Origin of the sequence: Enterococcus avium ATCC 14025, from assembly GCF_000406965.1 — a bacterium.
Classification (GTDB): domain Bacteria; phylum Bacillota; class Bacilli; order Lactobacillales; family Enterococcaceae; genus Enterococcus_A; species Enterococcus_A avium.
The window spans coordinates 85,326-99,669 of record NZ_KE136365.1; the positions used below are offsets into that span (position 1 = coordinate 85,326).

The window sequence follows — 14,344 nt, forward strand, 5'->3', positions numbered from 1 at the left end:
CAAGAAAAATGAGCTTTTTTTCGTTCGCATACCATCATGCTAAACTGGACGTATAAAAATTTCTTTTTCCGTATTAAACGATCCTCTTTCCATAAAAACTGCGAAAAGCATGACTGGCAGCTAACTCATTCAATTAAGAAATTCATTTTTCCAAAACCAAGAAAAATGAGCTTTTTTTCGTTCGCATACCATCATGCTAAACTGGACGTATAAAAATTTCTTTTTCCGTATTAAACGATTCTCTTTCCATAAAAACTGCGAAAAGCATGACTGGCAAAAAGGCTCTGCAACTAGAAATAGTCGCAAAGCCTTTTCTTCTATATAATCTTATTTCACTCGCAAACAACGCATCGCATTCAACACTGCGATCACTGTCACACCAACATCAGCAAATACAGCGGCGTACATCGTTGCAAATCCTAGAGCACCTAGCAATAGAACGATGACCTTCACTCCGATCGCAAAAACGATATTTTGTTTCACAATGCCCATCGTCTTGCGAGCAATTTGGATTGCAACCGGAATTTTAGCTGGCTGATCATCCATGATCACGACATCCGCTGCTTCGATCGCTGCATCCGAACCAAGTCCCCCCATAGCGATCCCGATATCTGCTCGAGCTAATACAGGCGCGTCATTCATTCCATCACCGACAAAGGCGGTCTTTTGCTCATCAGACAATTCTGCTTCCAAATGATTGACCTTATCTTCCGGCAACAATTCACTGTAGACCTGATCAATCCCGACCTTCTTGCCAATCGCATCTGCGATCATCCGGTTATCACCTGTCAGCATCACCGTCCGTTTCACACCTAAGCTTTTCACTTCTGATAAGGCTTCTGAGACATTGTCCTTCAGTTCATCCGCGATCAATAGATGACCAATGTATTTTCCGTCCATTGCCACATAAACGATCGTGCCGATTTCATTAACTGCTTGGAAGGGAATATCGTATTTCGCTAACAGCTTTTCATTCCCGACTAAGAAATGATGCCCTTCAATCTCAACGGAAATCCCAAAGCCGGCAATTTCTTCCAATTTACTAACTGGTGATAACGGTTGGTCCACGTACTTCACAATTGATTGTGCAATTGGATGACTGGAGCTTTGTTCAGCGCTGGCAACATAGCGTAAGAAATCCTTTTGATTGATCGTTGTTTCCACCTTTTGAACTTCGAAAACGCCTTTAGTCAAGGTTCCGGTTTTATCAAAGACCAGCGTTTCCACATTCGCCAACGTTTCAATGTAGTTACTTCCTTTAATCAAGATCCCAGCTTTACTAGCGCCACCGATTCCGCCAAAGAAGCTCAACGGTACGGAGATCACCAAAGCACAAGGGCAAGAAATAACTAAGAAAGTCAACGCTCGATACACCCAACCATAAAAAGGTTCACCCATAACTAACGGCGGCACAATTGCTAACAACACAGCCAGACCAACAACGATCGGTGTGTAGTAGCGGGCAAAACTGGTAATAAAGTTTTCCGCCGGCGCCTTTTTACTGCTGGCATTTTCAACTAAGTCTAAAATCTTGCTGACGGTCGATTCACCAAAAGTCGTCGTGACCTCCACCGTCAATTGTCCGCTTTGATTAATGAATCCGCTAAGTATTTGTTCACCCGCATTGATACTACGTGGGACGGATTCACCAGTCAACGCCGAAGTATCCAGCATCGAACGTCCTTCTTTGACGATCCCATCTAATGGGACCTTCTCCCCAGGCTTAACTAAAATCTGATCGCCAACACGAATTGTTTCCGGCGCAACCTTTCTTACTTCGCCATTTTGGATTAAGTTCGCCGAATCAGGACGTATCGCCAATAGGGAACTGATGGATTTTCTTGATTTTGCCACAGCATAATCTTGGAAAAATTCTCCGACTTGGTAAAACAACATCACTGCCACAGCCTCAGGATATTCACCGATCGCAATCGCACCAATCGTTGCCACAGCCATCAAGAAATTTTCGTCGAAGATTTCACCATGAAAAATATTTGTTATCGCAGTCTTCAAAACATCGTAACCAATCCATAAATATAAAATCAGATAAGCGATGAACTCCCAAGGCATTGTTGGTTTAACAATAACTAACACGCCTAACGCTAAAATTGCCATACAAATTTGAATGATTTTCCCTTTAGAACTCTCTTCGACTTTTTCTGTTTGCACGCTATTCACTTCAACATCTGGCTCTAATTTGTTCACGACCTCTTTAGCTTCCTCGCAAACCCGCGCGATTTCCTTTTCAGGCGCTTGAATCGTTAGCTTCGTGCTCATAAAATCAACCTGCGCATTTTCTACCCCTTTAATTTGTTGGACGGAACGCTCGATTTTTGCTGCACAGTTAGCACAATCCAACCCATCCAAACGATATACTTTTTCCATGAGATACCCTTCTCTCTAAAATTACATATGAATGTTTCTTCATGTATATTATATATGAGCGACTATTCATGTGTCAAGCGGAAAAGAAAGCTTTTTCAAAAATAATTTAACAGTATAAACCCTGATATGAAAGTATTTCTATTAAATAAGGAACTTTTTTTAAAAAAAGTGGTTGACTTCTAGACCCGCGGTCGGTATTATTAAGTCAGAAGCAACGACCGACAGTCGGTTTAAAGAAAGGAGGTAAGACATGCGCATCGTAAAAGAGCATGATGAACGAAGAAATGAGATCATCATCACCGCCGAAGAATTCTTCTTAACCAAAGGATTCAACAAAACAACCGTCAATGACATTCTGAAACGAATCGGCATCGCGAAAGGGACCTTCTATCATTACTTCGTTTCAAAAGAAGAAGTCTTAGATGCCGTCATTGGTCAAATCATTGATCAAGAAATTTCAAGAGCGAAAGAAATCCAAGCTTCAAATGGATCAGCACTAGAAAAGCTCATCACCTTCCTTGCACAAAATAGTCAGGAAGATGAACGAAAAGAAGAAATCGTCGACAAATTCCAAATGCCGGAGAATTCCTTAATGAAACAGCGAGCGCTAGCCGGTACCATCAATCAAGTTTGTCCCGTCTTAGCAGAAATGATTGAAGTTGGCAGACAGCAAGGAGAATTCAACACAGCTTATCCGCTGGAGAGTATCCAATTCTTAATCGCCGGGATTCAAACGATGTTTGACGAAATTGAAAAATTACCACCTGAAATCATTCAAAACCGAATCATTGCTGCAACAGATTTAATTTACAAAACCTTGGATGTGAACCCAGAAATCCATCCTTACGATCAAACTACCGAACAATTACAAAAAATCTTTATCCCATAAGCTCAACAAAACCTGTTGAGTTTAACATTTAAAACTAAAGTGACCGACAGTCGGTCAAGAAAGAGGAATTTACTATGAACAATACAGAAATGATGGAAACACTAGCTATCCAAACAAACGAAGACGCTATGACAATCGAAAGCATTTTAAAAAGCTACGAACACTATTGCAACGAAAATATTACTCGGTACTCCAGCAAACACTTAGCTGCAATCATCGACTTTATCACTGCTGAAACTCATTTGCCAGAAGAAACCTGCTCAAAAGTAATGACCCAGTTCTTTGACACAGTGAAAAAACAAATTAAACATAAATTCTTTTAACCTAAAAAAATGAAAAGAGGAAAATAAAATGAAAAAACTTACTATCATCGCAGTGGCACTCATTACTCTAGGTGCGACTTCGCAAATCGTCGAAAAGAACATCGACAAAGAAGAAGTGAAAACTGTTGTTACTACGAATCTCAAAGAAAATGCTTCCGAGAATGAATCAATCTACTTCCAACATGAAGATGACAAACAAGGATCATTAATAGAAAAAATTGGATTTTAAAAAAGCGTCGAGGCTATCCTCGACGCTTTTGCTCTATTTCAATTATGGATAAATACGGTTCAACAGACGTGGGAATGGAATAGCCTCACGCACATGATCGATCCCAGCAATAAAGGTAATCGTTCGTTCAAGGCCTAAACCAAAACCTGAGTGTGGAACAGTACCATATCTGCGTAAATCTAAATACCATGAGTATTCTTCTTCACTAAGATTATGCTCACGGATTTGTTCTAACAAGAAATCATAATCCGTTGCACGTTCTGAACCGCCGATAATTTCACCATAGCCTTCAGGCGCAATCAAGTCCGCACAGATGACAACATCTTCCCGAGTTGGATGTGGTTTCATGTAGAATGGTTTGATCGCCTTTGGATAATTTAAAATGAAGACTGGGCGGTCAAAGGAGTTCGCGATAAAGGTTTCATGCGGCGAACCGAAATCATCGCCCCATTCGATATCATCAAAACCATTTTTCTTCAATAATTCTACGGCATCATCATAAGAGATTCGCGGATAAGGAAGTTTTGTATAGTTCTTCAAAATTTCTTTGTCACGGCCCAGTACATCTAACGCGTAATCGCAATTATCCAATACGTTTTGAACTAAGTAAGCAACGTACTGTTCTTGAACCTCTAGGCTATCCTCTTGGTGCATGAAGGCCATTTCTGGTTCAATCATCCAAAACTCAATTAAGTGACGGCGTGTTTTTGATTTTTCTGCACGGAAAGTTGGACCAAATGAAAATACTTTTCCTAGTGCCATTGCGGCTGCTTCCATATACAATTGTCCACTTTGAGATAAATAAGCCTTATGGTCAAAATAGTTCGTTTCAAATAAGTCGCTGGTGCCTTCAGGAGCTGAACCTGTCAAAATCGGCGGATCAACTTTCACGAAGCCGTTGTTGTTAAAGAATTCATAGGTCGCACGAATCACTTCGTTACGAATTAGCATGATCGCGTGCTGTTGTGACGAACGCAACCATAAGTGACGATGATCCATCAAGAAATCAACACCGTGTTCTTTTGGTGTAATGGGATAGTCATGGCTTTCACCGATCACTTCGATCTCTTTCACACCTAGTTCATACCCGAATTTTGAACGAGTATCTTCCCGAATTTCTCCAGTCACAATGATTGATGTTTCTTGCGTCAATTCTTTGGCTAAATGAAAGACCTCTTCTGACACTTCACTTTTTACAACAACTGCTTGGAAATAAGCCGTTCCATCACGCAATTGTAAAAAAGAGATTTTTCCGCTTGAACGCTTATTAGCGACCCAAGCACCGATTTTTACTGTTTCGCCAACATGATTCTTGGCATCAATGATTTGAATTTGTTCCACAAATGTCTCTCCTAACTTATTTATCCCGAATTGATGTTTTACTTTTTACTATTTTCAATAAAGCGGCGAATCCGTACAACGGCTTCTTCTAAGTCCTCCATGCTGGCTGAATAACTCATCCGTACACTATCATCAGATCCAAATCCTTCACCAGTTACCAGCGCTACTTGTTCTTGCTCCAACAGATCGTTAACCCAAGTCGTTACATTGTCATAGCCGCCCATCTCCATGGCTCCCTTGATATTTGGAAATAGATAAAATGCCCCTTGCGGTTTTTTCAGCTTAAAGCCTGGTAAATCAGCCACCTTCGGATAGATCGTATTTAAGCGCGCTTCAAAGGCTTGCCGCATTTTTTCTGCCGTTTCTTGTTCGCCAGTTAAAGCTTCAACAGCCGCTACCTGGCTGACGGAGGTTGGATTACTTGTCGCTTGAGAGGCGATTGACGTCATTCCGCCAATGATCTCAGCATTCCCAATCGCATAACCGATTCGCCAACCGGTCATAGAATAGGTTTTTGATACCCCGTTGATGATCACTGTATGATGGAAAATCTCGTCAGATAATGAAGCCATATGCGGCGCTTCGTTCCCATTATAAACAAGATGATCATAAATATCATCTGAGACAATCAGCAGTTCATGACGGACGGCCCATTCGCCAATTTCCCGCAGCTCATCTTCTGTGTAGATCATTCCTGTAGGATTTGACGGCGAATTAATAATAATCGCTTTTGTCTTCTCAGTCCGAGCTGCTTCAAGTTGATCAACGGTTATCTTATAATCATTGTCCTGAGCACCAGTAACAAAAATCGGCATTCCCTGTGCCAATTTAACCTGCTCTCCGTAACTCACCCAATAAGGCACTGGGATAATCACTTCATCGCCTGCGTCCAAAATCGTTTGGAACAATGTGTACAACGCAAATTTTGCGCCGCTGGTTACGATGATGTTCTTCGGCTCAATAGTTAGATCGTAATTCTTCTTCGTAAAGTCCACAATTGCCGTCTTTAATTCTGGTGTACCGCCGGAAGCAGTATAGAAACTAACCATTCCGCTCTTGATTCCTTCAATCGCAGCTTGCTCGATATTCTCCGGAGTCGTAAAATCCGGTTCTCCGACAGTTAGACTAATAACATCTAAGCCTTGAGCCTTCAACTCTTTGGCTTTAGCTGTAGCGGCTAAAGTGACGGACGGTTCTAGGTTTGTTACACGCTGTGACAATTTCATAACTGATAACTCCCTTACCAAGATTTTTTAAATTTTTTTGATCTCTTTGATCGTCTTGCCGTCATTAAATGCCAGCAAGTAATAATAAATCGCGCCCTGTTCATCTTTCGCAGTAATCTCCCAAGCAGTCTGGTCGCGATAGATTCCCAGATCAGCCTTTTCAAAGATTAGCTCTGGGTGATCACTTTCAAAACGTTTTTCAGCTTGCTGCTCTGTCAGACCATCCTTTTGATTAAGAACGCGGATTTTTTCCCCCGATTCTGGAACGATCACAATAATCGCTTCTCCAGAGTTGCTTTCACCAGTGACGGTGAAATACGTTTTGTCACGGTTAAACCAATAGAATTGATCTACCGTTTTTAAATCGGCATATTTCTCTGCCATTTGAACAGCCTCTCTTTTGGCTTGCTGCATCGGACGATTTGAACGAATAAAAATCATGGTCGCTACCACAATGATAATCAGTAAAAATGCCACGATTCCTAAAAGCCATCGGTTGAGCCGTTGTTGTCCTGCACTATTCGTATCCAAAATCATACTCCTCTCAGACAATCTACATTATACCAAAAGAAGAGCTTCGCCTCATTAATTCTCTGTACTTTTGTCAGAATTTAAAAATTGGTCGGTCTCAAGTAAGATTTCTTCCAACGGTAGCTGTTTGATCGGCAATTCTTTTGGCAAAGCTTTGCGTAATTTTTCCCCATAGCCAGCAGTGATAAAGCGTTGATCTAATAACAGCATCACACCCTTATCCTTTTCTGAGCGAATCAAGCGTCCCAATGCTTGCCGCAATCGCAATGCAGCATGAGGAACCGCTTCTTGGAAAAAGGGATTGATTCCTTCTGCTGCTAAAAAATCATTGCGCGCTTTTACTTGAAGCCGCTGCGGATTTTCAAATGGTAGACGTGTTACGATTAAAATCTGCAAAATATCTCCTGGTAAATCTATCCCTTCCCAAAAACTATCCGCACCGAACAGCAACGCGTCTTTAGACAATAAGAACCGCTTCAGCAGTTTTTCACGACTGCCGCCGATACCTTGAGCTAATACTTCTCTGCCTTCGTTTAGTAAAGGGACACGCACACGCTGATAAACACGATTCAAGATATCGTGTGAAGTAAACAGAACCAAGATCGGCCGTTTTTGATTTTCTGCCATCTTATGTACGACACTCGCTACGTAATTCGCGTACTGATCAGGCGAGGTCGACTGGATACTGATACTATTAGTCGGCAAATACAAACGCGCTTGTTCGGCATAATCATAGGGACTGCTAATGATTTTCAATGCGGCATCTGGAATTCCCCAGCGCTTCGCAAAATAATGACGATCACTGCCGATTTTTAGCGTACCGCCTAAATAAAGAATCTGTTGATAGCGATCATACCATTTTGTCTGGCTGATCAATGAAGCATCTAAATCCTGTACTTGAAAGGTTTTACGTTTCGCATTAAACCAATGAATATAGCGAGCGTCCCATTTTTCGTTAAAGGTCTCAAACGCCTGCTGTTGCTGAGCCAAATTCTCTAACAATAATTGGAGGTCACTCCACTCCGCCTGTTCCTTGATACCAAATGTCTCTTTGTACATCGTAAAATACGCCTGCAACTGATCCCCTAGCGTCAAGGCGTCCTGATAAAGACGACCGATACGCTGTAAAACTTGTTCGCCAGCTAGAGAAAGCTGATCGATCATATCTTTAGTAATCAACCGCTCATTTTCTGTTGGGTATTCGTCCTTGAAAATTTGATAAAAATCAGTCAAATCCTCATTCAATTCCTGCAATACATCTTGAAAAATTTCAAGTAGATGCTGCGTCTGTTGATCCTTTTGTACGAGTGCTTGCCAAACAGAAAATTGCTGATTATCGAACAAATGAGTGATCATGCGTTGAATTGCTAGAAGATTAAAATGCTGGCTAGTAACTTTTTCCAACACCCGATTCAAATGATGTGCCTCATCAATGATCAAATAAGGACTCTTCGGCAGCTGTGGCTCTTTGCGCTGATCCTCTTGGGCTAAGTAAGCGTGATTTGTCACAATTAAATTACTTTGAGTCAATTTTTTCTGACGGTGACGAATAAAATCAACCGCATAAAAAGGGCTATTAGGGTTCAATGTATGCGTTCCTAAATGAGCTACTTCTTGCCAAAAAGGATGCTTTAAACTGGTCATATTCAGTTCATCAAAATCCCCGGTCTCGGTTTGGGTGAGCCAAACGAGCAAAGCCATTTGATAAAAAGTATATTGCTTTTGCTCAGATTTCTTTTCAAAGCTTTGATAGAAGCGTTCTAAATCAATATAATGTCGACTGCTTTTCATCACCACCGCCTGCAAAGGCTGATCCAATAAACGATTGAACAGTGGCAGATCATGATTCAAAATCTGTTCCTGCAGCAATAAAGACACCGTACTAACAACTATCGGCTTTTCTGGTGTTGCTAAAAAACTCATAGGCAACAAGTAGCCTAGTGTCTTGCCGATTCCTGTTGCGGCTTCCACCAAAACATTTTTGTCATCCTTTTTATTAAAGAAATCATACACCAGGTTCATCAAACGAGCCTGTTCTTTTCGAAAATCCAATTCACCTTGATAGACCTTCTCCTTCGCCTTTCGCGAACGCGGATAAGCCTTCGTACCAAAATAATTCTCTGAAAAGAGCGGCACCTGTTTCTTTCGCAAAGCCAAACCATGAATAATGGCTAAATCTTTTGATAATGGTTTAGGATTGGCCTGCATCTCTCTTAAGCAATTTTCCAAGTAATTCTTTGTTTGAAAAGCCATCTGATCAGCAGTATCAACTATTTTTTCTAAGGTAATGATTGGCAGCTCTTTTATTTTCGCTTCTAAGTGCAGCAATAATTGCGCTGTCACATCTGCATCGCTATCAGCCTGATGCGGGTTTTCATGAACCAAATGCAGTTCTTCTGCCAAATCCTTTAAGCGAAAGCTCAAAGTGGTAGGCATGAATACTTGCGCTAATTCTACAGTATCAATACCAGGAATCGTCAGCGGCGGCATCCCACAGCGTTCTAATTCATTACTTAAAAAGGGATAGTCAAAATGAATATTGTGAGCTACAAAGATCGTATCCGCTAATAAGTTCGTAATCGTTTGCGCCACGTCTTCAAAATAGGGGGCCCTTTTGATTCGCTGATTCGTGATTCCAGTCAACGTTTGGATCTGCGCTGGGATCGGTTGATCCGGATTGATATCAGTCGAAAAATGCGTGACAATCTTCCCATCTTCAATTAATACACAACCGAATTGAATGATTCGATCCGTTTTAGGGTCTGTTCCAGTCGTTTCAATATCAACAACGGCATAATTTTTTTTCACCTGCGCCCCTCCTTTCTCAGATTCGTAATAATTAGAAGAACTATACGTGATCGACGAAGATTTATGCTCCGTTTGTTATTAGCTTACCTCACGCATTATATCTGAATAGTACCACTTTCTACAAGAAAGTTCTTTGTTTAAAACGATTCGACTTTCTTTCGTACTCACAAATAAGTCCTTCCTTTTCAAAATCTAAAGTAAAAAATCACAAAAAAAGCCAGATGCTTACGCATCTGGCATAAAAGTCTACTATAATTAAGCTTTGTTAACGTTTGTAGCTTGAGGTCCACGTTGGCCTTCTTCAACGTCGAAAGTCACTGCTTGACCTTCTTCTAAAGTTTTGAAGCCGTCGCCTTGGATAGCTGAGAAATGAACGAATACGTCGTTTCCGTTTTCAGCAGTGATAAATCCGTAGCCTTTTTCTGAGTTGAACCATTTTACTGTACCTTGTTCCATGTTAAACATCCTCCTAGGATAAAAAATTGATTTGTAATTACTTGAATGGTGAAATAGGAAAGATGTTGTCTGAAACAAACTTGCCAATATTACCGTACAAAAACTACAATTAGAAGTATAACATAGATAAAGCGATAACACTAGGTTATCGCTCAAAAAACTTTTTCTTAATATATTTGAAATATTTCGTTTCTAATACCGCAGGATCGCCAATAAGCTTTTCTCATCCGGTGCATCCTTTTGGTCTAGAACAAAGACCTGTCCACCATTTTTGATAACATTGTCGGCAATTTCGTTCAATACTTGTCGACGATCATATTCTACGTCGGGATCTTCGCCAAACCCATCTACAAGATTTGCGGTCGCAATAAATAAATGGGAGACTTTTCCTTCTTTCGCTGCTGGAACGATATCAATCAATTGATCAATAAATTTTCTATTAATCAATTTTTGATAGGTTTGTGTTTCCACTTCTGCTAGCTGATCCGCTATTTTTTGTGCTTCTTGTTTAATATCATTGATATTCATCTGAGCAGGAGATCCACTGATCGCTGCTTTATCTGAGTAATAAGGATTTTTAGCAATTTTTTTGAATTGCGCTTGATTTTCTGGCAAAGCAAAAAGATACACTGGCAATTGATCCGGATTCTCTAATTCCTTCAGAAAATTATCGACAGCTTGGTAATAATTCACCCAATCAATTTCAACTTCTTCATCCTTCGTACTGACTCCATGAATACTACCGGCCTCACCGCCTCTTGTAGAAACACTTAGATTTCCTCCAGTCAGCTCGTCACCTAAAGCAGTCACGATATCCTTTGGTGCATCTTCTGGAAGCTCGATCAGCTCGACTTCTTTATTGCGTACAAAATAAAGTTTCATAGAATCTCTATTTAAAGCCATTAAATAATAAGCATAGTTGAATTGTGCATTCTTAATGATTGCCAAAAGATACGGCAGATCACTTACATAGTATTGATCATCAACTGCAATACTTAAACGATGAACATACATCTCTTTTGCAGTTAGGATTACTGCGACACTTTTTGTTCCGCTGCGCCAAAAATCTCCATCTGCTAGTAATTGATCGATTTTTTCTTGGAATGGTTCAAAGCTGTGATCAGTGTACTTCTTCTCAAAGCGTCGCTTCGCTTCTTTAGCAAAGTTTTTAAACATGATTTGATCTTTTTCAACATCTTGATGCGCATGATGAGTATTCAACATAAATGTGATAAAAGGACCGGTTGCTTCTTCTGAAGTCAATTCAGTTAGTAACTTTTTACTGATATTTGCCATAAATGTACCCTCCTATTTAATCTTCCAACCCAAGTGTAACATAGCTCTCAATTTCCTTAAAACGAAATGCAACCCTTACATTATGAAATAATCCTAAAAATTTTACTGTAATTTGCATAAGTCTTTTCTAATACATTTCTTAGTGATTAACAAACAGTCGTTCATGATTTCATTGATTGAATGCTTTATCATGAATTTATACCAATTATCCCGAATTGGTTTTTCATACTTACTCCTACCAAGAGTAAATAACAACCTTCATTTCCACCATAGTGACGGCTATGGTGGTTTTTGTCATTCCAACTTTTCGCAGTTCCTCAAAGTCAGACTGACAAATTTCATTCTCAAATTAGATATTGATACGAGGCGGGTAGTTGGATGATATGCGTGATGAGAATCAAATTAACTTTTTTTCGGTTTTTGAAAAAAGTTAGTACGCTAAAACGAATTAGCTGCCTGCCAGTTGCCTCTTCCAATACGTTAGTGGAATCGTATGCGTGACGCCTATCCATTTCCCTCAACAAAAATTTGTTTGCGTTTCCAAATTTTGCTAAACTAAAACTAACAAAACAAGGGGGTGGACCATGAAAACTGCCGAGGAAATGTACCAATTCTGTCAAGATACCGGGTTTTTCTCTGGTTCAGATCGTCAATGGGGTGTCAGACTTTTTTCTGTCTTAGAAAAGCAGCTAAGGACGGATGAAGAGGTACTGATTTGCTTCATTGGACTGCACAATCGAACATCTGCTACAAAGAATGATGGATTTTATGCCTACGCCTTGACTGATCAACGTTTTATACTAGGACAAAAAAAGTTGATCGGTGATGATTTCAAAGTCATTCCTTTGACAAATCTCCAAGACCTTCGACTAACCAAAGTAACCAGCTTAGATATATTGGAAATTGCTTCTTTAGAAGGAACAATTAAAATTGTCCTAACAGAAGAAGAAGCTCCAAAAGTACTGACACAATTAAAGGAAAATATACCACTCGTCACTAAAGAAAAAAACTCTGAAAAGCAATTAAGCAAAGCAGAACAACTTTTAAAGATGAAGGAATTACTGGATCAAGGAATCTTAACAGAAGCAGAATTCGCAAAAATAAAAGAAGACATTCTTAATTAAAAACACCTATCTAAGAAGGAAACAATTTCTTAGATAGGCGCTTTTTTATTGGATCGCTGCTTTACCTGTTTCACGCGTACGAATGCGTATCGCTTCTTCAATCGGATAAACAAATATTTTTCCCGTTCCGCATTCCTCCGATTGACACGTTTCTAAGATCAAATCAACCACTCGCTCGACATCTTCATCCGCTAAGATAAAACTCACCGACACTTTAGGTAATAACGTAGTGATAACTTCTTGTCCGCGAACATGGCTTTTTTGCCCCTTTTGAAGTCCACAGCCTAATACTTGACTGACTGTCATCCCGTTCACTTCTATTTCTTGATCAATCGCTGCTTTGATCATCTCTAATTTTTCTTGTCTAATAATCGCTTCAACTTTTTTCATTGCGTCCTCCTCAGGCTATTTTTAAGAATCCATTCCCATAAATGTCGGATAAGCATTTTCATCATGCTCGATTTTATCCAACCCTAGGGCTTCTTCCTGTTGTGATACTCGAATAGGCATGAAGGCTCTAATTAATGAAATAATCAAATAGCTTGCTGCTCCAGCAAATACCAGCGTAAACAGCACACTTTCAATTTGAGCGATAAATAAATGAGTTTCACCATAAATTAGCCCAACTTTTCCACCAACTGAAGGATCAGCGAAAATTCCTGTTACAATTCCGCCAAAAATTCCGCCAACACCATGACAACCGAACGCATCCAAAGCATCATCAAACCCAAGCTTTTGCTTGATGACTGAAATGAAGAAGAAACAAAATGGACTTACTAAAGCACCAATTAACAGACTAGACCAAATTGATACAAAGCCAGCCCCAGGTGTAATAGCGACCAATCCTACCACAGCACCTGTACATGCCCCAACAACAGTTGGTTTACCATTTAAAATTTTCTCAATCAACATCCAAGATAGCATCGCACAGGCGGCCGCTGTATTCGTCGTAATCATTGCATGAATTGCCAAACCATCAGCAGCTAATGCTGAGCCGCCATTAAATCCAAACCAGCCAAACCATAAAAGCCCTGTTCCCAAAACAACAAAAGGAACATTGTGTGGTCGATAATCACCAAGATGGTACTCGCGACGACGACCTAATACGATTGCTAAAACCAGCCCTGAAATTCCTGAACTAATATGCACGACATTTCCTCCGGCAAAGTCAATTGAGCCGATCTTATCAAGGAAGCCTCCGCCCCAAACCATGTGTGCCATTGGAAAGTAAACCACGACCAACCAAATCGCGATAAATAGAAAAATCGCAGAAAATCGCATCCGACCAGCAACTGATCCTGTTAAAATCGCTGTTGTAATCAAGGCAAACATCATTTGAAAGAAAGCAAACAATCCTTCGGGAATTCCATCACCTTTAGTCATAGAGACCCCATTGAAAAGTACTTTATCCAAATTTCCGATAAAATCTCCATCACCACTAAATGATAGCGAGTAGCCAATCACTATCCAAATCAAGGATGCTAGTCCCATTGTACAAATGACCATCATCATTGTGTTCAAAATATTTTTTCGTCGTTCTAGCCCACCATAGAAAAATGCTAATGCGGGAGTCATGAGAAAAACTAATCCTGAACAAATCAAAATAAATGCAATATTCGCTGCCATCAAACCACTCCATTTCTTTTTATGTTAAGTATTCTAACATCAATCTTAAATAAAAAAAGAGTTTTTACTCATTTTTTTCATTTTTTTCTAATTTAATCACTTTCCATGTC

13 protein-coding genes are annotated in these 14,344 nt (G+C 40.0%); 4 read left to right on the forward strand and 9 right to left on the reverse strand.

What is annotated here, in order from left to right; all coding sequences use genetic code 11:
• Positions 1 to 327: 327 nt before the first annotated feature.
• On the reverse strand, positions 328 to 2,385 hold the full coding sequence (locus tag OMU_RS15965) for a heavy metal translocating P-type ATPase (protein ID WP_016180897.1): 2,058 nt from the start codon (positions 2,383 to 2,385) through the stop codon (positions 328 to 330).
• Positions 2,386 to 2,635: 250 nt separating this feature from the next.
• On the opposite strand from OMU_RS15965, the gene OMU_RS15970 reads away from it, so the two are divergent.
• The 3 genes from OMU_RS15970 (at position 2,636) to OMU_RS15980 (ending at position 3,826) form a co-directional block, all read left to right on the forward strand.
• Complete coding sequence (locus tag OMU_RS15970; protein ID WP_016180898.1) at positions 2,636 to 3,274, forward strand: TetR/AcrR family transcriptional regulator; 639 nt, start codon at positions 2,636 to 2,638, stop codon at positions 3,272 to 3,274.
• Positions 3,275 to 3,348: 74 nt separating this feature from the next.
• Positions 3,349 to 3,597 (forward strand): hypothetical protein, encoded by a 249-nt coding sequence (locus OMU_RS15975; protein ID WP_016180899.1) that lies wholly within the window; start codon positions 3,349 to 3,351, stop codon positions 3,595 to 3,597.
• 28 nt (positions 3,598 to 3,625) lie between these two features.
• Entirely contained in the window at positions 3,626 to 3,826 is a 201-nt protein-coding gene (locus tag OMU_RS15980; RefSeq protein ID WP_016180900.1) for a hypothetical protein, read from the forward strand.
• Positions 3,827 to 3,868: 42 nt separating this feature from the next.
• On the opposite strand, the gene asnS is transcribed toward OMU_RS15980, so the two are convergent.
• The 6 genes from asnS to OMU_RS16010 form a co-directional block, all read right to left on the reverse strand.
• Positions 3,869 to 5,167: an asparagine--tRNA ligase gene (gene asnS, locus OMU_RS15985; protein WP_016180901.1), complete on the reverse strand. Its 1,299-nt coding sequence runs from the start codon at positions 5,165 to 5,167 to the stop codon at positions 3,869 to 3,871.
• A gap of 38 nt (positions 5,168 to 5,205) precedes the next feature.
• The gene (locus OMU_RS15990) at positions 5,206 to 6,393 is read right to left on the reverse strand and encodes a pyridoxal phosphate-dependent aminotransferase (protein WP_016180902.1); all 1,188 of its coding nucleotides are present in this window, start codon (positions 6,391 to 6,393) and stop codon (positions 5,206 to 5,208) included.
• Between the two features lie 27 nt (positions 6,394 to 6,420).
• Positions 6,421 to 6,924, reverse strand: a complete 504-nt coding sequence (locus tag OMU_RS15995; protein WP_016180903.1) for a cell wall elongation regulator TseB-like domain-containing protein — start codon at positions 6,922 to 6,924, stop codon at positions 6,421 to 6,423.
• Between the two features lie 54 nt (positions 6,925 to 6,978).
• Entirely contained in the window at positions 6,979 to 9,732 is a 2,754-nt protein-coding gene (locus OMU_RS16000) for a helicase C-terminal domain-containing protein (RefSeq protein WP_016180904.1), read from the reverse strand.
• A gap of 255 nt (positions 9,733 to 9,987) precedes the next feature.
• A complete protein-coding gene (locus OMU_RS16005) occupies positions 9,988 to 10,188 on the reverse strand; it encodes a cold-shock protein (protein ID WP_010745638.1) in 201 nt (66 codons plus the stop codon).
• Between the two features lie 192 nt (positions 10,189 to 10,380).
• On the reverse strand, positions 10,381 to 11,484 hold the full coding sequence (locus OMU_RS16010) for a baeRF6 domain-containing protein (protein WP_016180905.1): 1,104 nt from the start codon (positions 11,482 to 11,484) through the stop codon (positions 10,381 to 10,383).
• A 584-nt stretch (positions 11,485 to 12,068) separates the two neighbouring features.
• On the opposite strand from OMU_RS16010, the gene OMU_RS16015 reads away from it, so the two are divergent.
• Positions 12,069 to 12,608 carry a PH domain-containing protein gene (locus OMU_RS16015; RefSeq protein ID WP_016180906.1) on the forward strand — a complete coding sequence of 180 codons (540 nt, stop codon included), beginning with the start codon at positions 12,069 to 12,071 and terminating at the stop codon, positions 12,606 to 12,608.
• 45 nt (positions 12,609 to 12,653) lie between these two features.
• Here OMU_RS16015 and OMU_RS16020 read toward each other — a convergent pair whose 3' ends face one another.
• Both OMU_RS16020 and OMU_RS16025 read right to left on the reverse strand, forming a co-directional pair.
• On the reverse strand, positions 12,654 to 12,998 hold the full coding sequence (locus OMU_RS16020) for a P-II family nitrogen regulator (RefSeq protein ID WP_016180907.1): 345 nt from the start codon (positions 12,996 to 12,998) through the stop codon (positions 12,654 to 12,656).
• 21 nt (positions 12,999 to 13,019) lie between these two features.
• A complete protein-coding gene (locus tag OMU_RS16025; RefSeq protein ID WP_016180908.1) occupies positions 13,020 to 14,234 on the reverse strand; it encodes an ammonium transporter in 1,215 nt (404 codons plus the stop codon).
• Positions 14,235 to 14,344: the final 110 nt, after the last annotated feature.

Excerpts from the sequence above, each read along its gene's own strand:
- OMU_RS15965 (WP_016180897.1), bottom strand. The coding sequence starts at position 2,385 with ATGGAAAAAGTATATCGTTTGGATGGGTTGGATTGTGCTAACTGTGCA.
- OMU_RS15970 (WP_016180898.1), top strand. The coding sequence starts at position 2,636 with ATGCGCATCGTAAAAGAGCATGATGAACGAAGAAATGAGATCATCATC.
- OMU_RS15975 (WP_016180899.1), top strand. The coding sequence starts at position 3,349 with ATGAACAATACAGAAATGATGGAAACACTAGCTATCCAAACAAACGAA.
- OMU_RS15980 (WP_016180900.1), top strand. The coding sequence starts at position 3,626 with ATGAAAAAACTTACTATCATCGCAGTGGCACTCATTACTCTAGGTGCG.
- OMU_RS15990 (WP_016180902.1), bottom strand. The coding sequence starts at position 6,393 with ATGAAATTGTCACAGCGTGTAACAAACCTAGAACCGTCCGTCACTTTA.
- OMU_RS16005 (WP_010745638.1), bottom strand. The coding sequence starts at position 10,188 with ATGGAACAAGGTACAGTAAAATGGTTCAACTCAGAAAAAGGCTACGGA.
- OMU_RS16010 (WP_016180905.1), bottom strand. The coding sequence starts at position 11,484 with ATGGCAAATATCAGTAAAAAGTTACTAACTGAATTGACTTCAGAAGAA.
- OMU_RS16015 (WP_016180906.1), top strand. The coding sequence starts at position 12,069 with ATGAAAACTGCCGAGGAAATGTACCAATTCTGTCAAGATACCGGGTTT.
- OMU_RS16020 (WP_016180907.1), bottom strand. The coding sequence starts at position 12,998 with ATGAAAAAAGTTGAAGCGATTATTAGACAAGAAAAATTAGAGATGATC.
- OMU_RS16025 (WP_016180908.1), bottom strand. The coding sequence starts at position 14,234 with ATGGCAGCGAATATTGCATTTATTTTGATTTGTTCAGGATTAGTTTTT.